The sequence below is a fragment of the Zhongshania aliphaticivorans genome (genome assembly GCF_902705855.1).
GTDB lineage: Bacteria > Pseudomonadota > Gammaproteobacteria > Pseudomonadales > Spongiibacteraceae > Spongiibacter > Spongiibacter aliphaticivorans_B.
On record NZ_CACSIJ010000013.1, the window covers coordinates 451,617 to 473,937 of the forward strand.

Here is a 22,321-nt window from a genome sequence, read left to right on the forward strand (position 1 = left end):
ATATGCTGCAGAATATCGACCTGCGAGCCTTTAATACCCTAGGTGTAGCGACTAAAGCCGCTTACTTTGCTGATGTGACGAGCATTGAAGAATTGCAGCGGGCACTGGAATTTTGCCGCGAGCGCAATCACCTGCCCATTGTATTGGGCGGCGGTAGTAATGTGGTTTTTACCGACGATATTGATGGTGTGCTTATTCGCATGGTACTGCGCGGCATCGATTGCACCCTAAGTGGAAATGACCGCCTTGTTCAGGTTGCCGCCGGCGAAAATTGGCATGAACTGGTTTGCTATTGTCTGGCCCAGGGTTGGTATGGCCTAGAAAATCTCATCTCGATTCCCGGTTCGGTGGGCGCAGCGCCCATTCAAAATATTGGTGCCTACGGCGTAGAGTTATCGCGAGTACTTGAGTCGGTCACTGGCTGGGATTGTGATCAACAAGTCCTGCACAGCCTAAGCGCAGCAGAATGCCAGCTACGCTATCGCGACAGTGTTTTTAAAAACGAGCTTAAAGATCGCTTTATTATCACCTCGGTGACCTTGCGACTAAGTAGTGAAGCGTGTCCGGATGTGACTTATCCCGCGCTGCGTGCTGAGCTCGCAGACCCAGATACCGCAACGCCAGAGCAAGTAGCTGAAAAAGTCGCTGCAATTCGCGCAGAGAAGTTGCCGGATTACCGCAGCGAGCCAAATTCAGGAAGCTTCTTTAAAAACCCGCTGATTTCCGCAGAAAAGGCCAATGAGTTGCTGCTTCAATATCCGGCGTTGGCGCATTGGCCAATGCCCGATGGACAGGTAAAGCTGGCCGCTGCATGGTTGGTCGATCAGGCTGGCTGGAAAGGCCGACGTGAGGGCGGGGTGGGTATTCATCCTCGTCAGGCTATCGTGTTGGTAAATTACGATGGCGTAAGCGGTAATGACATTATTCAGTTTGCTGCTCAGATTCAGGCCGATGTTATGGCAAATTATGGTGTGAGTCTGGAAATTGAACCGCGGGTTTACTGATGTTTTCCGGCATACAGCACATTCCTTTGGTCGGCGGCGGTTTAGATTATTACGCAGATTACCTCGCTGATCCGCAGTCACTTTTCGCAGAACTGCGCGATGGTATAGCGTGGCAGCAAGCCCTTGTTACGGTTTATGGCCGCGAACACATCACGCCCCGATTAGTTAATTTTGTCGGCGATGTTGGCCTAAGTTATCAATACAGCGGTGTAAGTCACGCCACGGCGCCGTGGCCAAACGCAGTTAGGGCTTTAAGAGATCAATTGCTTGTCGATACCGGTTTTGACTTTAACTGCGCGTTGCTCAATTACTACCGCGACGGCAATGACTGCATGGGCTATCACAGCGATGATGAGCCAGAATTGGGGCGGGCGCCCTGTATCGCCTCAATTAGCTTGGGTGCAGAACGGGATTTTTGCTTTAAGCCCAAAAGCGGCGCGACAAAAATGCAAAAGCTGAATCTGGCCTCGGGCTCACTTTTGGTGATGTTGCCGCCAACCCAGCAGCATTGGCAGCATGCTTTGCCGGTGCGCAAAGGTGTCGCACAGGGACGTATTAATTTGACCTTTAGAAAGCTGGTGTAAACCACTGAATATTAGGCACGATAGGCTGGTTAGGCCCACTACAGAGTGGTATTGTTTGGGCATTCGATGTGGGGTTGTACATGATCACAGTGTTAGTGGCCGATGATCACGCTATGGTGCGTGCTGGAATAGTTCGGATGTTGGAAGATGCCGATGGCATTATGGTGATAGCCCAAGCTGCCAGCGGTGAAGAGGCGATCAGTAGCTGCCGTGTACTTCAGCCTAATATTGTATTAATGGACGTTCGCATGCCCGGTATCGGTGGCTTGGAAGCTACCCGTAAATTAAAACAAATCTCTCCTGAAACCCGTGTAATAGCCCTGAGTGCATACGACCAAGAGCCTATGCCTAGTTTACTTTTGAAAGCTGGCGCCTCAGCCTACGTGACTAAGGGCGCGTCTGAGCAAGAAATGGTGCTAGCGGTGCGACAGGTGGCGAAGGGGCAGCGCTATCTCAGCCCCTGCGTTGCTCAAACTATGGCCTTGAAACAGTTGAGTGGTGAAGAGGGCTCGCCCTTCGAGTCCTTGTCTGAGCGTGAAATGCAGATTAGCTTGATGATCGCCAACTGCCATAAAGTCCAAGATATTGCTGAAAACCTGCATATCTCCGCAAAAACCGTGAATAGCTACCGCTATCGCGTATTTGAAAAGCTGGATATAAACGGTGATGTTGAGTTGACCTTGTTGGCAATGCGGCATGGTTTAATTGACGCACCAGAAGCCTAATCGGCAGTTTGTAGATGTTATGAGTAGTAAAGACAAAGAAAGTAGTTCTGTCGTGGTAGAGCCTGCGCCCGCCGAGTTCGATTCCAAAGCCTTTCTGAAGAATGTCACCGTTAAAGCCGGCGTTTACGTCATGCTTAATGCGGCGGCAGAAGTGCTTTACGTTGGTAAGGCCAAAAATTTACGCAATCGGCTGAGTAGCTATTTTCGAGCCAGTGGCCTTACCACGAAAACCGTGGCTTTGGTGTCGCGTATTCAGCAAATAGAAGTGACGGTCACGGCGAGTGAGCGCGAAGCGCTGTTGCTAGAGCAAAACCTGATCAAGCAGTACAAGCCGCCTTATAATATTCTGCTGCGCGACGATAAATCTTATCCTTATATCTATTTGAGCACCGACCATAAACACCCGCGCCTAACCATTCATCGGGGTAGTAAAAAGGGCAAGGGTATGTATTTTGGCCCTTACCCAAGCGCTGGCGCAGTGCGTGAAAGCTTGAGCTGGTTGCAGAAAATATTTCGGGTTAGGCAGTGCGAAGACAGCTACTATCGCGGCCGCAGTCGGCCGTGTCTGCAATACCAAATTGGCCGCTGTTCAGGCCCCTGCGTGGATGCTATTAGCGATGAAGAATATGCATTAGATGTTAATCATACCAAGCTGTTTTTGCAGGGAAAGAGTGCTGATGTTAGCCGAGAGTTAGCCGACGAAATGGAGCGCTGTGCGGGCGCTTTAGAATTTGAAAAAGCGGCGGAGCTTAGGGATCGCATTGGCTATTTACAGCAGGTGCAGGCGAGCCAGTGTATAGAAGGTGAAACCGGTGATATTGATATCGTCGCCGGCGTGATGGACGGTGGCTTGGCTTGTGTCCAATTACTCTGCGTGCGCGGCGGACGGGTGCTGGGTAGTCGCAGTTATTTCCCCAAAAGTCAGCTTGAAGAGCCGCTGGTATCCCAGCTAGAAGCCTTTGTTGCCCAGCACTATTTGATAGGCACCGGCGGGGTAGATATGCCGAGGGAGATCATCACCAATATTGCTCTTGATGACGCTGCCTTGCTGGCGGGCGGTTTAAGCGAGCAGGCTGGTCGGCAGGTAAGTATTAGCCATAGTGTGCGCAGTCATCGCGCGAAATGGCTGAGTTTGGCAATGACTGCAGCAGAGCAAAATTTAGCAAACCGACTCGCGTCGTCGGCAAGTACCTTAAAGCGGTTTAAGGCGTTGCAGGAGGTTTTAGAGCTAGAGAGCAAGCCTGAGCGCATGGAGTGCTTTGATATCAGTCACAGCAGCGGTGAGGCGACCGTCGCGTCGTGCGTGGTGTTCGATGGCAACGGCCCGCTGAAATCAGATTACCGCAAAATGAATATCGAAGATGTTGCCGCAGGCGATGACTATGCGGCAATGCATCAGGCACTGAGTCGTCGTTATAAACGGATCAAGGCCGGTGAGATTGTGATGCCAGATATCTTATTTATTGACGGTGGCAAAGGACAGCTAAGTCAGGCCAAGCAAGTCATGGCAGAACTGGGCATCGAAGGTTTATTTATGGTGGGTGTGGCTAAGGGGTCGGACCGTCGCGCTGGCTTGGAGGTGTTGATTCGCGGCGATAATGGCCGCGAAATTAGCCTGCCAGACAACAGCCCCGCGCTTCATCTTATTCAACATATTCGGGATGAATCCCACCGTTTCGCTATCACCGGTCATAAAGCGCGTAGAGACAAGGCGAGAAGGCAGTCCACCTTAGAATCTATTCCCGGTGTGGGGGCAAAGCGGCGTCGTGACCTGTTACGGCATTTTGGCGGCCTGCAAGGTATACGGCAGGCCAGCGTGGAAGATTTGCGACGGGTGTCGGGAATTAGCGAGAAAATCGCCCTGCAAATCCATGAAGGCCTGCGTAGTGCGTAGAAAACGAATAGAATAGGCACGACTATCGCTAATGAGACCAATATGAATATACCTAACTCCCTCACCTTGTTCCGGATTGTGCTCATACCGGTGCTTGTGGCGTTATTCTATTGGCCCGCTGCGCATACCTACTTTTTAACCGCGGCAGTATTTGCGGTAGCGGCGGGGACGGATTGGCTTGATGGCTACTTGGCCCGCAAATTGGGGCAGAGCACGCCACTTGGCGCATTTCTCGATCCTGTCGCAGACAAACTGATGGTCGCGGTTGCACTGGCTTTGCTCATTGAACGTTACGATGCGGCGTGGTTTACCATCCCGGCCGTTATTATTATTGGTCGTGAAATTGTGATCTCGGCATTGCGAGAATGGATGGCCGAGCTAGGTAAGCGCACCAGTGTGGCGGTATCGTATTTAGGCAAGGTGAAAACAACAGCGCAAATGGTCGCGATTTTTGGTTGGTTGCTGGTGTCGCCAGAAAGTGATGGCTATTTGTATAACGCCAATATTATTTGTTTGTATACCGCTGCGGTGCTTACTTTATGGTCAATGGTGATTTATCTGCATGCCGCGTGGCCAGATTTACGTGATACAGCCAGTAATTAGAAAAAAATCACGTTAAATCAGCGACTTTCCTTGACAGAAAATTATCTCTGACTAGAATAGGCGCCTTCCTGAAGCACAGCTCAACGTTGTTAATCGGGCTTGAGGGATCAAGCAAAACATCTAGATGTAATGCGACGCGGGAATAGCTCAGTTGGTAGAGCGCAACCTTGCCAAGGTTGAGGTCGGGAGTTCGAGCCTCCTTTCCCGCTCCAATATATCGTCGCAAAGCAGGCCTTCTGCATTGCATGTGCTAGCAAAGTGATTTAGGCGCGGTGGCAGAGTGGTCATGCAGTGGACTGCAACTCCAGTGCCTACGGCGAAATAGAAAGGGCCGGTTATCAACCGGCGTACACAGTGAATGTGTAGAACAAAGTGATTTAGGCGCGGTGGCAGAGTGGTCATGCAGCGGACTGCAACTCCGTGTACGCCGGTTCGATTCCGACCCGCGCCTCCATTTATTCAAGTAGTTTCTTCGTTGTATTTACCTTGTTTTATAAGCGCTATTTTCCGAAATAGTAGTGTCTCTGCGCGTCCTCTATAGTTTGCATTTTTGTGCTAGCTACGTAATTCCACTAGGTAAACCCCTTACATTGCCAATGACTGATAGCCGATATGCTTGATATGAGTATGTCTGGGCCGGTGAGTTGTTATGAATAAATTCAGAGGATATTTAATTGCAGTAGTCGATTTGGTGCTAATTGCCGTGGCATTTGGCGGCTTATTACTTTCCTGCAGTAATCACGAGTCAGAGCGTCAGGCTGCTGAACATGAGTCTGAGCTTGTTCAACGAGTAGTATACCAATCCCCGCTAGATACATTTTTGCGGCTGGACGATACGTTGTGGCAGCAGGTTTTACAAACACCGGGTTATTTTAATGACGGTAATAAAGGCTTACTGTTAGATGTTCGGTACTGGGAGGAAAAAACCGATGTCATTGTCGAAAAGATCCGTCAGGCTGGCTATACCGTAGATTATATAAACCCTGCGAATCAGCGAATATATCTATGGGCAAAAAGTGCTGAGCAATTGGTGGCACTATCTCGAATTTATGGTGTGAGTGTTATCTCGATAAGTCGTTCGGCACCGAAGATGGCCGTGGCTATAAAGGTTTTTGATGAGCTTCAAAAATAAATTATCTGTCGTTTCTTGTTCGCTGTTCGTATGTTTTTATGCGTGCTCCACAGTGGCTAGCTCAAATATTAAGCACGCCGAAAGAAAGTTAGGTGGGCTTGCCGCTAAAGTCGATAGCCATTTACAGGCAATTGCAGTTAGTTATGAAAATAGTGAGATAGATTCTCTTATTGTTAATTCCCCCGTAAACAACACCGTGCCGATGGTTACTCGGATTAGTAAGCGTTTGACTAATACTGGGATAGACGTTGAATTATTCCTAAATAACGCCGATGGCTTGCCGCAATTTTTAGCTGAGCAGGGCATTGGTTTGTCTTTTCTCTCGCAGGATGGCAAGCGAGCAACCGTTCAAATACACAGCGCCGCAGATATAACACTGCTATCAGAGAATGAGAGCATTCGAGAAATCCGCTATTTGCCGCCAACCGTGCTAAGGGTTGGAGCGGTAACCAGCCGAGCACCAAAAGCAATGCGCTCTGATCTTGCCGCTAGTGCGCTTGGCGTTGATGGCAGCGGGCAAACCATTGGAATTATTTCAGACAGTTTTGCGCAAACCTCAATTGTCCGTGACGGAAACACGGTGCCCGCACAGTTTGGTGCGGGAATATTGCAAGGGAGCCGGCAACAAGACAGTGGTGACCTTCCTGCTTTGATATCGATATTGCGCGACGATGTGCCTGATGGCACCGACGAAGGTGCGGCTATGGGGGAGTTAATTCACGATGCGGCACCGGGGGCGGCGATGATTTTTCATGCGGCTGGCCGGAGTAGGGCAGAAATGGCCGATGCAATAGACCAACTTTGCATGAATGGTCGAGCCGATATTGTGGTTGATGATATTTTGTTTCTCAATGAAAGCGCTTACCAAGATGATGTACCCGCTCTTGCGGCGAGTAATTGTGTAAGCAAAGGCATTCCTTATTTAACGGCGGCAGGTAACGATCGGGATCAGGCGTATCGCTATGTGTATAAAGATTTGATGGCGAATGTTGATGAGCCTGGTCTAAGCCGATTTCCTAGTGGTAACGATTTACACAATTGGAGTAGCGCCGGAGATGATCCATTTTTAGAACTACGTATTCCCGCCAATTCTACCGTGTACGCTGTGCTTATTTGGAATCAACCAAATAGCTCGATTAACTCGGCTAATGGTGCGCAAATTGATTTGGATTTGTATGCGACTACAGCGGAGTCCGTCGCGGCATTAAATCCATCTTCCCGTCATTTTTATGCTCGCAGCACTGATGAGCAGGGAACAACGGGAAATCCAAGGGGAGATGCCTCAGAGGTCGTCATACTGACCTCAGGGGCCTCACCAGAGACATTTTATCTTGCGGTAGAACACTTTGATGGCAATCAAGATGAGATTCCCCAACACAGCGGCGTGCCCTTGGAGTTTCGTTTGTTGCTTACCGGCGACGAGTTGGTGAGTGTGGAGTACGAGTATAACGGGCCGTCAATATGGGGGCACTCATCTGCACCAGGCATTGCGAGTGTCGCAGCGGTTCCTTGGTGGGAATCTCCCGAATATAGACCCGAAGCGTATGACACTATTGAGATAGACCCCGAACCCTTCAGCTCACGCGGTGGTGATATCACCATTCAGTTTGATAGTAATGGCCAATATGCACCGCAAATACGAACAACTCCGCACTTTGCGGCTATCGATGGCAATAACAACACCGTGTTAGGGTCCTCCATCGTGCCCTCAGAAGATGGTGAGCCAGACAACTTCCTAAATTTTTACGGCACATCAGCGGCGGCGCCAAACGCGGCGGCAGTCTTCGCATTGTTGAAAGAAGCGTATATAGGGGTTAGTCCCGCGCAGCTAATTGAATCAGTGACTAACACTGCAATCGATGTAAAAGGGGTTCGTGCTAATCAAGGTAATGACGAGGTCACCGGGAGCGGTTTAATTAATGCAGAAGCCGCAGCCAGTTATTTGGCTTTGCAGTTTGGTGAGGAGCCGATACTGACATCAGTGCCAGCATCAGCGCAAACAACCCAGTCGTCGCGTAATGGCGGTGGTGGCGCGTGTTTCATCGCGACCGCAGCTTACGGTAGTTATTTAGCCCCTGATGTTAAAATCCTGCGAGAATTCCGAGATAAGGTATTACTACCCAATGAGTGGGGGCGGGCTTTTGTTGCTGCCTATTACCGATACTCACCTCCAATCGCAGACCGTATCGCGAGCTCTCAGTCTTTGCGTGTCGTAACCCGAATTGGTCTAAGCCCATTGGTTTACGGATTGAAATATCCCTTTGTGGCAGTGCTCTTATTAGCCTCGGGCTTACTTGTTTTGGTACGTCGACGCCATTTATACAAAGCCCAACAGTATAGAGTGGCAAGTTAAACGGTAATTATCTGCTCTAAGCCGTTGATTTTTTTGAGTAGTATAAGTAGACTGCGAACGCTTTTTCAGCACTACCGCATAAACAGATCCGGTGTTTTTTGCCGCATCCTGCATATCACATTGGCCTATGCCAAACCCCTTAGCCCGGGTGGTGAAATCGGTAGACACAGGAGACTTAAAATCTCCCGACAGCAATGTCGTGCCGGTTCAAGTCCGGCCCCGGGCACCACCTTATAGTATTATTTCATAGCACTGAATTTCCAAATTCTTTCTAGGCCTTGCCGTACTTGGATTTTGATGGTCTTACTATCTTTGTTTGTACCATGCGACTTCAACTAAGCTCAGCCATTGCCTGGGTATTTCTGGGGGTATAAATTCAAGATATTCTCTTTCCGGTAACGATCCCCAAAAATACAAGTCAGCTGGTGAAAACCATCTTTGCCGGGGGGGACTATGATTTGATCACGCTCAGCCAACCTCTCTATTCGTGAATTCTTGTAAGTACTCGGCAATTGCAGCGCATTTTATGCTGTTGATGTTGAGTTATTTCGTTTTATTTGTTTTCGGTTTTAATGTCATGCTGAGGTAGGTATATAGGGCGGAACTGGCCTGTCGTAGTTTTCGTTAGAGGGCTAGCGATGAGGTCAAGGAATTTAGCCAGCTCAGTAAACCACCCAATATGTTGAGCGTAGGTCATTAAAATCCGAGCTAGTGATTAGCAGGCGATTCAGGGAGGAGGCTGAATACCATATCGGTATTCATCCCAATCCCTTCAAAGCTAAGCCGCTTGTTTTTGCGCAGTGCTAATAGCGGTGCTGCTTTTGGGTTTAAAGGGCGATTGCTTGCGGCCTTTTAGCGCGTAGCAATTTAAACCTGCCATATGAATTTTGCGCAGATAGGTTTCCCAGTTGATGGCACTGGAATCTACAGGGAATAGTTGCTGATCTGTTTTGCCCATGCGCTTGGCAAGGTCTAATAATTTGTTGTTGTGAAAGATGTAATTAGGTTCGGTATAAAACGAAAAAATGGTTGAGAGTGCCATGGCCGCATCAAGGTTGCGTTGCGCTTTGAGCCCCCGTTTAAATCCTAGCTTCATCATGGTTTGGCTTATTACGGTAAGCGCAAGACTTAGGCATAGGGTTACCGCCGAGAATAAGCGTTTATTCACGGCAATAAAGGGTTTACGTGGTCTGCGTAAAAACAGTTTGTCGTAGCTGGCGTGGTTCTCTTTTGCTTCGGCCATTAGGTGGTCGATAAACGTACCCAAGGTCAGTGGGTTTGCAGAGCCGCTACAGCACTGATAAATGTGATGATGGCCGGGGTTTTTAAATTGTTCCGCTAATGACAACAGGATGCTATTAGATACTAAGTCGGCGGGAATCACGTCGATGACGCCGCTGCGTTTACCGGGAAAGAAGGTCACTTTTTCTTTGGCGTAAGCCAGTAATATAGCGTCGGCAACTTTAACGCCTTCAATCCAACCAGGGGATGGTTCACGCAGGGTGCTTTCTACAATGGATGGCCTTAGTAAGGTTAGGGAGTAACCACGCAGAGACTTTAGTAATAGCTGTTCACCCAGCCATTTTGTAAAAGTGTAGGTGTCGTTCCAGCCACAGGCATTGGCTTCACGAATACCTAAATCAATAAGCTGCCGTTTTAATTCCTTGCCCTCAAACTTTTGCTGAACTTGGGCAATCTTGAGTTCCAGTTCTTCTATTAAGCTGCCAACTTCGAAGTAGCCCTCTTTATGACGGGGAATGTTAGCGTTAGTCGGGGCGACGATAGATTCATGTATATGACCTTGTTTAAAGCCGTTTACATAGCAGGTAGATACCTGAATTACAGGGATGTTGCCGGCTAGGTCAGACAACTCGACGATGTTACGTAAGCTATGGGTGTTGATGGCTAGGGCGCGATCTAGTTCTTCGCGAAAGTTAACGCTGGCAGCACAGTTTACAACGGCGTCGATTTTTTCGGCGAGGTCGCGAAATTCAATTCGAGGTAGGCCAAACTGCTGTTCCGTTATTTCTCCGCTGATGCAGTGAATTTTGTTGTGGCAGAAATCGTTGAAGTAGTCTGGCGCGTTTAATTTTAGAAATTCGAAAACGGAAGACGAGGCAATTTCGTTGGCAAAGCGACTTCCGGCATTGGCGTGTTTTCTGGTGCCGCGTATAAGTAGATACACACCGCCGATGTCTGGGACAGTACGCATAATTTTTTCCAGCATGACTTTGCCGACAAAACCGGTGGTGCCGGTAATAAGTATATGTTTGCCTTTGAGGAATTTTAGAGTTTGGGAAACATCTTGGCTTGTGTCCATGAACGCTGACCTCGTTAATGCGATACGGTTATTCCTAATAATCCTAACGTGATTCTTTGACCCTAGTGTGACAGTAGGCAGAGCTAATTCGTTTCATCTTTTTTAATGCATCAAGCACGCCAAGTCGGATTTGCGTCGAGGGGGCGTATAAAACGCGTATTGGGTGGCTTAGTGCGGACGGAGGTTGATAATTTAACTTGCACCAATCTCATGCGAGGTGAGTTTATTTGCATGATTACTGCGCGCAACGATGAGTGGCCTTTATACCTCGGGTTGTCTTTGCAGTTCGTTCAGTCTTGATTCAGTTTGCCGCACACATAATGCGACCATACTTTAAAAGGAGTTACGCCATGAAGATGCTTCCTGTACTTACCCTTGCTTCACTTGCTGTGTTTCCTGCGTTGGCTGAGGCCGATCATTTACGTCGTGGCAGTCATAGCTACGGTAGCGGTCCTTCGCTGTATTTGTTTGGCGGTGTAAGTAGTTCAAGTTTCGATTTTAATCGCTCTGATTATCGCTATAGCTTTGGTGATGGGTCTTTGTCGGATATTAAGTTAGACACAGAATCCAGTGGAGGTAGGCTGGGGTTCGGTTTTGATTTCAGCCGTGAGCTTAGCCTTGAGTTTGGCTATGCCTCGCTAGGATCGTTAAGCGGCAGCGCAATATCCAATGGTTCGCAGGTTTTGAGTAATGGCTTTAGTGCTGGACGAGTGGATATGGATGCTGATGTCGACGGTGTTTTTCTTGGCGTCAATGCCCATACGCCGCTAAGTGAGCCCGTGGGCTTGTTCGCGCGATTTGGGGTTTATAGCTGGGAGATGGACGGTACGCTGAAAGACAGCAGTCGCGCAGGGGAGTTTACCGTTGAAGGCACCGACCCTTATGCCGGAATTGGCTTGCGGATGGCGATTGCAGACAATGCCAGTGTTACCCTAGCCTATGACCATTATCTACTCGATGATGACGAGTCGGTAGAAATGTCTGCCAATACGCTTTCGGTAGATTTGGTGTTTCGTTTTTAACAGCTAGATCCACTAGGATGTTTTTGAGCCCCACACTCTTGTGAGCGGTGGGGCTTTTTTATGTGTGTATTTTTCTTAACGTTTATGGACAAGATTTAATCAGATTCAGGCCAATCTTTGCTCATAATCGGTACCCCTTGGCGCAGTCTGGCAGGACATTGTTTTTCGGTGTCGGTATAGTGTGCGCATTGCGAGTGTTATCGGAGTCAACATGGCAGAGTTAAGTTTCACATTGAATGGTCGTCCGCAGGCGTTGACCGTCGATTCAGGTACGCCCCTATTGTGGGTATTGCGTGAGCAGTTGGCCATGACCGGCACGAAATTCGGTTGTGGCATGGGTTTGTGCGGCGCATGTACGGTGCATTTAGAGGGTAGTCCCATTCGTAGCTGCAGTTATCCAGCCGAATTTGTGAATGGCAAAAACATAACCACCATAGAGGGTTTGGCTCCTTCAGAAGATACCCTGCATCCGGTGCAACAGGCGTGGCTAGAGATGAATGTGCCGCAATGCGGTTACTGTCAGTCAGGTCAAATTATGTCGGCGGTCGCGCTGTTAGAATCTAATCAACGTCCTAGCGACGATGATATCGATAAGGCCATGTCTGGCAATATATGCCGCTGTGGTACTTACCCGCGTATTCGTAAGGCAATACATCGAGCGGCAGAATTAAGCGTGCAATATTATCAGCCTAATAATGCAGAGGCGGGGGCAGAATCATGAGTTTGTCCCGTCGTAATTTTATTAAAAGCACGGCTTTGTTAGGTGGCGGTATAGCCATTGGCTTTAACCTTAGCGCCTGCTCTAAATCTGCGCCGTATCCGAACATGAGCGCCACAGCGCTGCAGCCGAATGCCTATTTGCAAGTGACTGCGTCGGGCGAAGTTATTTTACAGCTGCATAAAGCTGAAATGGGGCAGGGTGTCTTTACCGGTATTACCACCTTGGCGGCGGAAGAGTTAAAAATGAATCCCGCGCTGATTACCGTGCAACACGCAGAGTTTCATCCTGATTTTCGTGATCCAGAATTTTACGTGATGATTACCGGCGGTAGCTCTTCTGCACGCTTGAGCTATGAGCCTGTAAGAGAGGCCGCCGCTACTGTTGCCGCTATTCTTAAATCAGCGGCCGCAGAGCATTTGAATCTGCCTGAATCATCGCTGAGCTTACTCGACGGCAAGGTTGTGCACGCCAATGGCGAGACGGCCTTTGCCGATCTTATTAGCATTGCGCGGGGTATGCCTGCGCCGACGTCCGTTAGCTTAACGGCGCCCCAAGACTTTAAATACATTGGTCACTACAACCAGCGCCTAGACGCGAGGGATAAAGTTACTGGCAGCTCGCAGTTTGGGCTAGATGTACAGTACCCAGACGCCTTAACTGCCGTTTTGCTGCGCTCGCCAAGCTTTGGTGGCAAAGCCAAAAGCTTTGACGCGATTGCGGCCCTCGCTAAATCTGGGGTGCGGGCGGTATTAAATGTAGACGGTGCTATTGCGGTAGTGGCGGATACCTATTGGCAGGCAAAGCAGGCGGCGTCAGTTGTAAAGGTTGAGTGGGAGGCTGGGCCGCTAGCCGGCGTGAGCAGCGACGCGTTGCGTGCAGAGCGTCATAGCCTGCTTGATACCGAGTCAGGCAAGAATGTTGAAGAGAAGGGTGAGCAGAGCGACGCGCGGGGTGAAACCCTGAATGCGCTTTACGATGTACCATACCTTGCCCACGCGACGATGGAGCCAATGAACGCGGTGGCAGTGGTCGATGCTGATTCAATTCAAATTTGGACGGGTAATCAGGCACCGGATATCGCTTTATCGGCAATTGCCGATGCTACCGGCTTTAGTCGAGAGCAGATTCGTATCCATAATCAAATGCTGGGTGGCGGCTTTGGTCGTCGTATTTTGCCAGATTATTTGGTTGAGGCGGCGCGAGTAGCACAGCTTAGTGGTCACCCTATAAAGCTGGTGTGGAGTCGTGAAGACGATATGCGCGGTGATTTTTATCGACCTAATTCGTCGGTGAAAATGTCCGCGACGGTAGATGGCAACGTAGTCACTAGTTTACAGGCAAAGGTCGCGGCGCCGAGTATTATGGGCCAGTTTGTTGGCGCGGTAAGTAATACATTGCTGCCGCAGTGGCTTCCAAATGGCCTACACAATACGCTTGCTGGTTTAGCTGCAAGTTCTGATCCGGCGGCAACGGAAGGCCTTGTCGAAACGGGCTACCAGTTTCCGTATATGCGCACCGACTATGTGATGCAAGAAACGAGTATTCCGATTGGCTACTGGCGCTCAGTGGGTCACTCCCAGAATGCGTTTTTCATGGAAAGTTTTATTGATGAGCTTGCGGTGCGAACAGAGCAAGATCCGCTGCAATTTCGCTTGAATCATCTAACGGCAGATTCGCGACGTCGGGCAGTGTTAGAGGAAGTTGCTACTAGGGCCGATTGGGGTAATCCCTTACCGGGCCAGTTTCAGGGTTTAGCGGTTCATGAATCTTTCAAAACCATGGTTGCGCAGGTAGTCTCGATATCGATCGAGGATAAGAAAATCAAGGTTCACAAGGTCGTCTGCGTGGTTGAGTGCGGTTTGGCGATCAATCCTGATATTGTGCATGCACAAATGGAAGGCGGTATTGTGTTTGCTCTTACTGCGGCACTTAAGGGTGAGATTACCGTGATTGATGGTGCAGTCCAGCAGAGCAATTTCCATAATTACGAAATGCTGCGTATGAACGAAACACCCGATATTGAGGTTCATATTATGGCGAGCGCTGCTGCGCCGACGGGGGTGGGTGAGCCGGGTGTTCCTCCATTGGCACCGGCCTTGGCCAACGCGGTGTTCGCCGCGACTGGGCAGCGTTTACGTCAGCTGCCGTTAAAATTAGTATAATGTGTCGCCGCCAATGTGATGTTGGCGGCTCGCTCCATTCTTAAGTTGTTCCTATTATTTTCTATATAATTCATTTTTATATGTGAAAAAATCTAAAAGTTGGTTTGTTATGAGCAGTAAGTCAGAGTCTGGTATTCGGTATCCTTTTCCTGAGATACCGCAGAAAGGAGAGTGGCTGGAGGTCGCTAAAGGCGTTTTTTGGTTGCAGATGACACTGCCAATGGCCTTGGATCATATCAACCTTTATGTGTTGGAAGATGACGCCGGTTGGTGGATTGTCGACACTGGGATGAAAATTGGCGATACCCGTGAGCGTTGGGAATTACTGCTGGCGAATCAGATGTCTGCTAAGCCAGTGCTGGGCGTCATTTGTACCCATATGCATCCTGATCATTGTGGGCAGGCGGGCTGGTTATGTGACAGCTTACGAGTGCCTTTGTATATGAGCGCGCTTGAATACTTATCTGCGCGGACGTTTACCACTATTCCCAAAGGCGAGATGAGTTGGACCGCCGAACAACACTATCGTCGTGCGGGGGTGGGTGACGATTATTTACAGAGTGATAGTGCAAAAATGCGTGGTTTTGGTTCGGTTGTAGCGCCTTTGCCGACAGCGTTTAATCGTTTGGTAGATGGGCAAATACTGCAAATCGGTGGCCGTGCGTGGGAAGTAATGACTGGTGCTGGGCATTCGCCAGAGCACGTTTCACTATATTGTCGCACCGATAAATTAATGCTGTCTGGTGATCAAATTATTCCTCGTATTACATCCAATGTTAGCGTGATGGCGTCTGAGCCAGACGCAAATCCATTACAGGAATGGTTCGACGCATTGCGGCGTTTTAGGCGTGACCTCGACCCTGAAACGTTGGTGATGCCTGCACATAATGCGCCGTTTTATGGTGTTCACGAGCGCTTAGATTACCTCATTGCTCATCACGAAGGACATCTTGCCGCTATTGAAAAAGCCTGTGTTAAACCGCAAATTGCTATTGATTTATTTAGCGTGTTATTTGCTCGAAAAATAGAAATGTCGCAGCTCGGTTTAGCACTGGGCGAGTCAATCGCGCATCTACATTATTTATGTGCAGAAGGGCGTATGACACGTGAATTGGATGATAATGGGGTTTACCGTTACAGCACGGTTGATGTAGATAGTTGTCCTTATCAGGGTGTCCATGAGCCGGATGCTGGTCCAATGGAGGTGTAAGCGTGCAAGGCGGATTATTTGGTGATGAAACAGCGACGGAAAATTGTATTTTCTGCAAAATTATTGCCGGTAAAGCGCCGGGGCATATTCTTTATCGAAACGATGAGGTGATGTGCTTTTTAGATATTGCGCCGGTGTCTGCCGGTCATACTCTTATTATCCCCCTTAAACATCACGACAATATTTTCACTTTAAATGATGCCGAGGCCACCGCCTTGGCGATCCAAGCCAGACGTCTTGCTCCCATTGTTAAGCGCGTTACCGGCGCCGATGGTTTGGGCGTTCATCAGCTGAATGGCCGCGCTGCCGGTCAAACAGTATTTCACTACCATACCCACCTGATTCCTTGCTTTCATGGCAAGCCGATGCAAATCCATGGGCGCAAACCTGCAAGTCAGGATTCCCTAGCCGACATGGCTGAGCGCTTGCGTACCGCACTGAAATAGCTATTTTTACTTCGGTCGGCTGACCGAATTTGCTTATTGTGGTGACGTCTAATGTTATTGTGACCGGGCTTCATATCGTCAAAAATGAAGGCTAGTTGATGCTGCGTGCGGCATCGCCATTGAATAATAAATTTCAGGAGCCGACGTATGGCAATGCCAACTGATATCAAGGTCATCGATCTGATGCTCAGCGTGCCAGGTGAAGACAATAGCCAGTGGTACGAGTTTATGAAACCGCTGTTGATGGACGAAGAAAGTCGCAATATGTTCAAAATGCCGGCGCAGTATATGTTTAAAGACATACCTGACAGCGGCAAAAAAGAAGATTACATTGCCTACACCATCGAGCAAATGGACAAGCACAATATTGAGCGCGCCATGCTCGGTATTGACGACCATAACGAGATCGCCAAGGAGGCATTGAAGCGCCATCCCAATCGCTTTTTTGCCAGCCTAGAAGTGAACCCCAATAATGGCATGGACGAAGTCCGTAAAATGGTGCGTTTACACAAAGATTACGGTATTAAAGCGATTACCGGTTTTGCCTCTGGTCTATGTCCGCAAGTACCTTATGACGACAAAAAATGGTATCCCATATACGCCAAGTGTGTTGAGTTAGATATTCCGTTTTGTCCCTGCGTTGGTGTGCCCGGCCCACGTTTACCAATGGCGCCTCAGAAGGTCGAGTTGTTAGACGAGGTGTGTTGGTTCTTCCCTGAGTTAAAAGTAGTCATGCGCCATGGCGCAGAGCCTTGGGAAAAGTTGGCGTGGAAGCTAATGCTGAAATACCCAAACCTGTATTACATGACCAGCGCCTTTGCGCCTAAGTTTTACCCTGAAGAAATCGTTAACTTCGCAAACAGTCGTGGCGCCGACAAAGTGATGTACGCGGGTTATTTCCCCATGGGCTTGTCGCTAGATCGCATTTTTAAAGACATGCCCAATGTGCCATTTAAAGACGAAGTCTGGCCAAAATTCCTACGTGAAAATGCGCGTAAGGTATTTAAGCTAGATTAATCAATATTGGGCGTTATCTGCGTGGGCAAATGACGCCTTAGATTCACGATGAATTAAAATAATAATGGAGACAGGCAATGGCTTTAAGTGTGCAGGAAATGTCTGATCGTTTTGAAATTCAAGATATGTTGTATCGCTACGCCGATATTATTGATCGTAAAGCGGTGGATGAGCTAAACGATATTTTTACCCCCGATGCCCATATCGATTACAGCGCTTTTGGTGGCTCGGTGGGTGATCGGTCATCGACGCTGGAATTTTTAAAACAGGCTTTACCCGCGTTTAGCGCGTCGCAACACTTAAATGCCAATGTGCAGATTACGGTAGACGGTGATGAAGGTAGTGGCCGCGTGATGTGTTTTAACCCTATGGAAATGCCGCTTGGTGAAGAAAAGCAGGTGTTTATGTTAGGGCTTTGGTATGTGGATACCTATCGCCGTACACCAGCGGGCTGGTGCATTAGCAGCCGTAAAGAAGAAAAGAGCTGGGTGTTTAATGTGCCTGATTTTATGAGTTTGTAGTATATAACGCTGTGCGGAGTAGTTTCCGCACAGCGTCAACTAGACTAGTTCGTGGCTGTATCCGCAATAAATTTTAATATCACTTCGACTAATCTTTCACTTTGATCTTCTTGTAAAAAATGCCCACCTTCAATAATAGTGGTGTGGGCTTGCCCCTTGGTGCCCGGAATCATTTTTCGGAATACCGCTTCGCCAGCGGCGGTGATCGGGTCTTTGTCGCTAAAGGCCGTTAAGAAGGGCTTTTCCATTCTACTTAATATCTCCCACGCTGCGCGGTTGGCATTGGCGGCAGGATCGTCGGCGGTGACGGGAACTAACATGGGGAATTGACGAGCACCGGCTTTAAAGCTTTCGTCAGGGAAGGGCGCGTCATAAGCGTGTATTGTTTCAGCAGTGACCGGTTTCACGCAGGCACCGGCGATAATTTTACCCACCGTAAATACCGGAATGTTTTGTGATAATTGCTGCCATTGCACAAAGGCTTCGCCGGGGTGATGGTCGCCGGTAGGTAACATGGTGTTAGCGGCGACGGTGCGACTAAAGCGATGTTGTTCTTCTGCCAATAGCCGCAGGCCGATTAAACCGCCCCAGTCTTGGCAGAACAGCGTGATGTTGTGTAGATCTAATTGCAGGAGCAAAGCGCGAACCCAGTCCACATGTCGTTGGTAGGTGTAGTCGCTGCGCTCACTGGGTTTGTCGGAGCGACCAAAGCCGATTAGGTCGGGTGCAATTACCCGAAAGCCCGCAGCCGCTAAGGGCGAAATCATATGTCGGTAGAGGTAGCTCCACGTTGGCTCGCCGTGCATAAGTAATATGACGGGGGCGTCTTTTTGCCCTTCGTCGACAAAATGCATGCGCAACTCTCCACCCTCGTTGTCGTCTATCTGCAGGTAGTTAGGCGAGAAGGGGTAGTTCTGCAAATTATCGAAGCAGGCATCTGGTGTGCGAAGTGGGGTCATCGTATTCTCCGTATCTTATTATTACGCTGGCAGCTTTGGGCTGATCTCAATTTCGGGTTCTTGCTCTGGCTCGCTGGCTTCTGGCGGTACAAAACTAATAACGGTGTCACCGGTTTGGAGCTTGCGAGTCTTTTGGCTCAGCCATTCTAATTTGCCATTGTCGGGAATAATCGCCAGCCGCACTGCATCGTCGGGTAGTTTGGCTAGAAAATCTTTCTCGCTATAGGTGTCGGTAATCACGGTTTTCCGAATCGCCCAGCCCTTTATCATTCGCGTCCACAGTTCTGCAAAGGAGATGTTGGCAGAAAAAGCAGTGATGCCGCGTCGCGTTTCAGAGACCACTCGTTTATTGCTTTCGTAGCCACTGTCGTAGGGCTGGAAGACCCGGTGACGCCCTAAGTGAGGAGCAAAGTGGTTGCACACCATAGAGTTGTAATGGTTGTTGCCGGTGGCGGCTAATACGGTATAAATATTGTCTAGTGCCATAGCCTCTTCTGCCATATCAGACAACACTTCGCCGAACCAAGTATCTACCCCCTGTTGCCGAGCCGATTGCAGTCGTCCCCACTCGGTGTCGGCAATAACAACCTCCTGATTTATCTTTTTGAGAGCGGTTGCCAACTCAACTGTCCATGGCGAGGCGCCTACAATTAAAATTCGACCTGTGCCGGGCGAGCCGAGTTTGAGCAACTTTGTGAGTGGCCCTAATGAAAATCCGTGGGCCAGTATGGTCGCAAAAATGAGCATAAACACCGCGGGGACTAAGTATTGGGCGTCTTCAAAACCCGCATCAATTAAGGCGGGCGCAAATGCACCGGCAGAGGCGGCGGCGACAACGCCGCGCGGGGCGATCCATGCAATTAATACGCGATCTTGCCAGCTACAGTCGGTGCGAATAGTTGCCAAAAATACCGCCAAGGGTCGAACAAAAAATACAAAACCGAAAACCATCGCGACGAGCTGCCAGTGAATGGACTGCAGCGCTGTTTTAGTCAGGGACGCGGTGAGCACAACAAATAAGAAGGAAACCAAGATGAGGGTGACGTATTCTTTAAAACGGCGCATTTCATCTAGGCTGCGCAAGCCCATATTGCCCATTACTATGCCCATCAGTGTGGTGGCGAGCAAACCGGACTCATGTTGTACAAGGTCAGACAGAGCGTAAACCGCTAACACACATGCAATAATGGAAGGTGCTTTGAGGTATTCAGGAATCCAGCCTTTACGGAAGCAATGACCAAGGCCGTAGGCAATACCGCCACCTAATATCACTGACGTTGCTAGTGCGAGCCCGAGGCTCGCAAAAATAGATTGTAGCGCTGGGCCTTCGCCAGAGTAGAGCAGGTATTGATAAACCAATACTGCGAGCAGCACACCAATGGGATCATTGATGATGCCTTCCCATTTTAAATACGACGCGGTTCGGCGGTTGAGCTTGGCGTGTTTGAGCAGCGGCATAATCACCGTTGGACCGGTAACAACCAAAATTGCGCCGAGCAAAGATGCAACCCCCCAGCTTAGGCCACCAACATAATGGGCGACGCAGATACCTATTCCCCAGGCGAATAGAACTCCAATTGAGGTTAGACGGCGTGTTACTTGAGCAGTTTCTCTTAGTTCATGGAACTGGAGATTAAGTCCGCCCTCGAACAGAATTATTGCAACAAAAAGCGACGTCACAGCGATGAGGCCATTACCAAAGTCGACACTGGGCTCGATCCAACCAGTGATTGGTCCTAATAAAAGACCGCAGGCAGCGAGCAATACAATGGCAGGTAAGCGGAAGCGCCAAGCCAGCCACTGACAAAAGATACCGGCGACTAAAATACTTACTAAGGCGTGTGTCATTACAAAGGCTCTTTATGGTTTTATGTTTCTGGCGAACGATGTCATGCCTTGGGTATTTAAGTCAAAGCTGGGAACCAGATCAATTCATAATAGCGCAGCTGCGGTATGATTACGGGCTATAAAAAACCATATAAGGAGATAGGTGCTAATGGCTAGGCAACAAAGCTACATGATGTGGTGTTTATGTGTAGTACTGCTGAGCGCTTGCGCTGGTCATGTAGAAAATAAACGCTTTGATCTCGACGGACAGGCAGCGCCAGTATTCAGCGGCGAGTATAAGCGAGATATTTTCTTACAAGGCGAGGTTACATATGGCGATACCGCGAATACGCAGTTTAAGGGCAAGTTTGACAGTCTGGGTTTCCCCCTGCAGGGCGAATTAAACCAGTCGTATCACGACATCAATAATGAGCTACTGATACTAAGCTTGAGAGGTGATTTTAGTCTCAACGCCGATGAAAGTAGCTTAGGCTTTAGCGGTTCCTTTACCATAGTCGATGGAGAAAATAAGGTATTAGCTCAGGGCGAACAAAACCATTGGCAGGCACAGTATTCAGATTTACATCGTTTTCGCGCTCCACAATTAATGGCGATGGAGGGCGATAATCAATATCTGCAATATCGCCGTAATATTAGTCTAAAGGGGCGGGCGGAGGCCTACCCCGTTATCCACAGAGGCGTAGCGGGGCCGTTTCAAGTGGTGCTAAGTTTTCGGGAGGGCTTGCCGCGTGGCATCGTCAAGATTAGCGCCCAAAATGCTAATGAAGAATTTTTCGTAATTGAGCGGCAATACTTCAACTATCAAATCGAGCAACAACCAGTACATTATTTTTATTACGAGCCCGGTAGTTTTTCTAAGGTGGAATTATTGGGTGACTGTGAGCGCGCGCCAAATTTAACGGTGCCGCAACATTTGTTACAGGCGTTCGCTTATAACTGCGACAAAAGTCAATTTTACGCCCTAAGTAGCGATTATCCCGCGTCGATGCTGGAAATTTCAGCGCGAGATATCGACAACGGAGGGCTATTTCACCGTGTGCGAATTTATCGCCATGGGGTTATTACACATGCGGCGGTTAATGTTGATGCGATTGACGACGGTAAGTGGCTATATCACGGGCCGGTCACTGTAATGCATTACGGCAAGTTAAAAAGTTATCGCCGTTATGAGTTGGGTAAGCCAATCGGCGTTGGTATTTATGTTGATGAGCAGGGCGCAAAGTATGAGAGCTTTGGGCATTCCGACAATGCCCCTGGCCTGCCTGATGATAATTTCCGCGACAAACTAGATAGTCGATACGAATGGTATAAGCAGCGTTTAAATACTCGGTTTTCTGATGTACTTAGTGACTCTATATTGTCGCCCAGCGAGCTTAGTAAGCTTAAGTCTGATTTGTTAGAAGACATAAAAGAAAATCAACCAATAGTTAACGACGGGCAGGTAGCTGGCTTATCAGGTTTATGGGCAAGCTGGCAGCGACAAAGTATTGCGCAGCTGAGCACCTGGGGAAATGACAGCAATGAGTCTGTTGCGGTAATAAAGTCGCGACTGCTCGATGATATTGAAAAGTGGTATGAGCAGAGCGGGGCGCTTTTGTTAGAGGAATCTGCTCAGCGTTGTGCTCGTGGTGGTAAAAGCTTCAATGAGGTTGATTGGCGCTGTGAACATAGGCCAAACCAAGCTCTAGTCAAGATTTGCGAACAGTATTTCACTGAGTCTCAATGCGCGGCTATGAGCAAGGCATTTGCGGATAGGGATGGGCAGGCAATATAACAATTAGGAATTTTTCCAAACACGAG

The 22,321-nt window shown here is 48.9% G+C and carries 18 protein-coding genes and 3 tRNA genes; 18 read left to right on the top strand and 3 right to left on the bottom strand.

Going from position 1 to position 22,321, the window contains the following annotated elements; genetic code table 11:
- The first annotated feature begins 2 nt into the window (after nt 1-2).
- From murB to GVJ32_RS11760, 10 genes are all read left to right on the top strand, one after another.
- The gene (murB, locus tag GVJ32_RS11715) at nt 3-1,004 is read left to right on the top strand and encodes a UDP-N-acetylmuramate dehydrogenase (RefSeq protein ID WP_235035123.1); all 1,002 of its coding nucleotides are present in this window, start codon (nt 3-5) and stop codon (nt 1,002-1,004) included.
- The gene (locus GVJ32_RS11720; protein ID WP_159240277.1) at nt 1,004-1,588 is read left to right on the top strand and encodes an alpha-ketoglutarate-dependent dioxygenase AlkB family protein; all 585 of its coding nucleotides are present in this window, start codon (nt 1,004-1,006) and stop codon (nt 1,586-1,588) included. The genes murB and GVJ32_RS11720 overlap by 1 nt, the downstream gene beginning before the upstream one ends.
- An 80-nt stretch (nt 1,589-1,668) precedes the next feature.
- Nucleotides 1,669-2,313: a UvrY/SirA/GacA family response regulator transcription factor gene (gene uvrY, locus GVJ32_RS11725; RefSeq protein ID WP_159240278.1), complete on the top strand. Its 645-nt coding sequence runs from the start codon at nt 1,669-1,671 to the stop codon at nt 2,311-2,313.
- Between the two features lie 19 nt (nt 2,314-2,332).
- Nucleotides 2,333-4,207 carry an excinuclease ABC subunit UvrC gene (gene uvrC / locus GVJ32_RS11730; protein ID WP_159240279.1) on the top strand — a complete coding sequence of 625 codons (1,875 nt, stop codon included), beginning with the start codon at nt 2,333-2,335 and terminating at the stop codon, nt 4,205-4,207.
- Nucleotides 4,208-4,249: 42 nt separating this feature from the next.
- Nucleotides 4,250-4,810, top strand: coding sequence for a CDP-diacylglycerol--glycerol-3-phosphate 3-phosphatidyltransferase (gene pgsA, locus GVJ32_RS11735; protein WP_159240280.1), 561 nt, complete (start codon nt 4,250-4,252; stop codon nt 4,808-4,810).
- 136 nt (nt 4,811-4,946) lie between these two features.
- A tRNA-Gly gene (locus GVJ32_RS11740) sits at nt 4,947-5,022 on the top strand.
- A gap of 168 nt (nt 5,023-5,190) precedes the next feature.
- A tRNA-Cys gene (locus GVJ32_RS11745) sits at nt 5,191-5,264 on the top strand.
- Between the two features lie 195 nt (nt 5,265-5,459).
- A complete protein-coding gene (locus GVJ32_RS11750) occupies nt 5,460-5,942 on the top strand; it encodes a hypothetical protein (RefSeq protein ID WP_159240281.1) in 483 nt (160 codons plus the stop codon).
- 52 nt (nt 5,943-5,994) lie between these two features.
- Nucleotides 5,995-8,295: a CFI-box-CTERM domain-containing protein gene (locus tag GVJ32_RS11755; RefSeq protein WP_159240282.1), complete on the top strand. Its 2,301-nt coding sequence runs from the start codon at nt 5,995-5,997 to the stop codon at nt 8,293-8,295.
- 142 nt (nt 8,296-8,437) lie between these two features.
- Nucleotides 8,438-8,524, top strand: a tRNA-Leu gene (locus tag GVJ32_RS11760).
- A 549-nt stretch (nt 8,525-9,073) separates the two neighbouring features.
- On the opposite strand, the gene GVJ32_RS11765 is transcribed toward GVJ32_RS11760, so the two are convergent.
- Entirely contained in the window at nt 9,074-10,615 is a 1,542-nt protein-coding gene (locus GVJ32_RS11765; RefSeq protein WP_159240283.1) for a fatty acyl-CoA reductase, read from the bottom strand.
- 350 nt (nt 10,616-10,965) lie between these two features.
- On the opposite strand from GVJ32_RS11765, the gene GVJ32_RS11770 reads away from it, so the two are divergent.
- The 7 genes from GVJ32_RS11770 to GVJ32_RS11800 all read left to right on the top strand — a co-directional run bounded on the left by GVJ32_RS11770 (nt 10,966) and on the right by GVJ32_RS11800 (nt 17,714).
- Nucleotides 10,966-11,637 carry an outer membrane beta-barrel protein gene (locus GVJ32_RS11770; protein WP_159240284.1) on the top strand — a complete coding sequence of 224 codons (672 nt, stop codon included), beginning with the start codon at nt 10,966-10,968 and terminating at the stop codon, nt 11,635-11,637.
- A 211-nt stretch (nt 11,638-11,848) separates the two neighbouring features.
- On the top strand, nt 11,849-12,358 hold the full coding sequence (locus tag GVJ32_RS11775; RefSeq protein WP_159240285.1) for a (2Fe-2S)-binding protein: 510 nt from the start codon (nt 11,849-11,851) through the stop codon (nt 12,356-12,358).
- Nucleotides 12,355-14,520 carry a xanthine dehydrogenase family protein molybdopterin-binding subunit gene (locus GVJ32_RS11780; RefSeq protein ID WP_159240286.1) on the top strand — a complete coding sequence of 722 codons (2,166 nt, stop codon included), beginning with the start codon at nt 12,355-12,357 and terminating at the stop codon, nt 14,518-14,520. The genes GVJ32_RS11775 and GVJ32_RS11780 overlap by 4 nt, the downstream gene beginning before the upstream one ends.
- Nucleotides 14,521-14,629: 109 nt before the next feature.
- Nucleotides 14,630-15,730 (top strand): MBL fold metallo-hydrolase, encoded by a 1,101-nt coding sequence (locus GVJ32_RS11785; protein ID WP_159240287.1) that lies wholly within the window; start codon nt 14,630-14,632, stop codon nt 15,728-15,730.
- Nucleotides 15,731-15,732: 2 nt separating this feature from the next.
- Entirely contained in the window at nt 15,733-16,176 is a 444-nt protein-coding gene (locus GVJ32_RS11790) for an HIT family protein (protein ID WP_159240288.1), read from the top strand.
- Nucleotides 16,177-16,323: 147 nt separating this feature from the next.
- Nucleotides 16,324-17,193 (top strand): amidohydrolase family protein, encoded by an 870-nt coding sequence (locus GVJ32_RS11795; protein WP_159240289.1) that lies wholly within the window; start codon nt 16,324-16,326, stop codon nt 17,191-17,193.
- 77 nt (nt 17,194-17,270) lie between these two features.
- Nucleotides 17,271-17,714 (top strand): nuclear transport factor 2 family protein, encoded by a 444-nt coding sequence (locus GVJ32_RS11800; RefSeq protein ID WP_159240290.1) that lies wholly within the window; start codon nt 17,271-17,273, stop codon nt 17,712-17,714.
- A gap of 44 nt (nt 17,715-17,758) precedes the next feature.
- On the opposite strand, the gene GVJ32_RS11805 is transcribed toward GVJ32_RS11800, so the two are convergent.
- Entirely contained in the window at nt 17,759-18,673 is a 915-nt protein-coding gene (locus GVJ32_RS11805) for a haloalkane dehalogenase (RefSeq protein WP_159240291.1), read from the bottom strand.
- Nucleotides 18,674-18,694: 21 nt separating this feature from the next.
- On the bottom strand, nt 18,695-20,521 hold the full coding sequence (locus GVJ32_RS11810) for a cation:proton antiporter (protein ID WP_159240292.1): 1,827 nt from the start codon (nt 20,519-20,521) through the stop codon (nt 18,695-18,697).
- A 148-nt stretch (nt 20,522-20,669) separates the two neighbouring features.
- Between GVJ32_RS11810 and GVJ32_RS11815 the strand changes: the two genes are divergently transcribed.
- The gene (locus GVJ32_RS11815) at nt 20,670-22,295 is read left to right on the top strand and encodes a hypothetical protein (RefSeq protein ID WP_159240293.1); all 1,626 of its coding nucleotides are present in this window, start codon (nt 20,670-20,672) and stop codon (nt 22,293-22,295) included.
- The last annotated feature ends 26 nt before the right edge of the window (nt 22,296-22,321 follow it).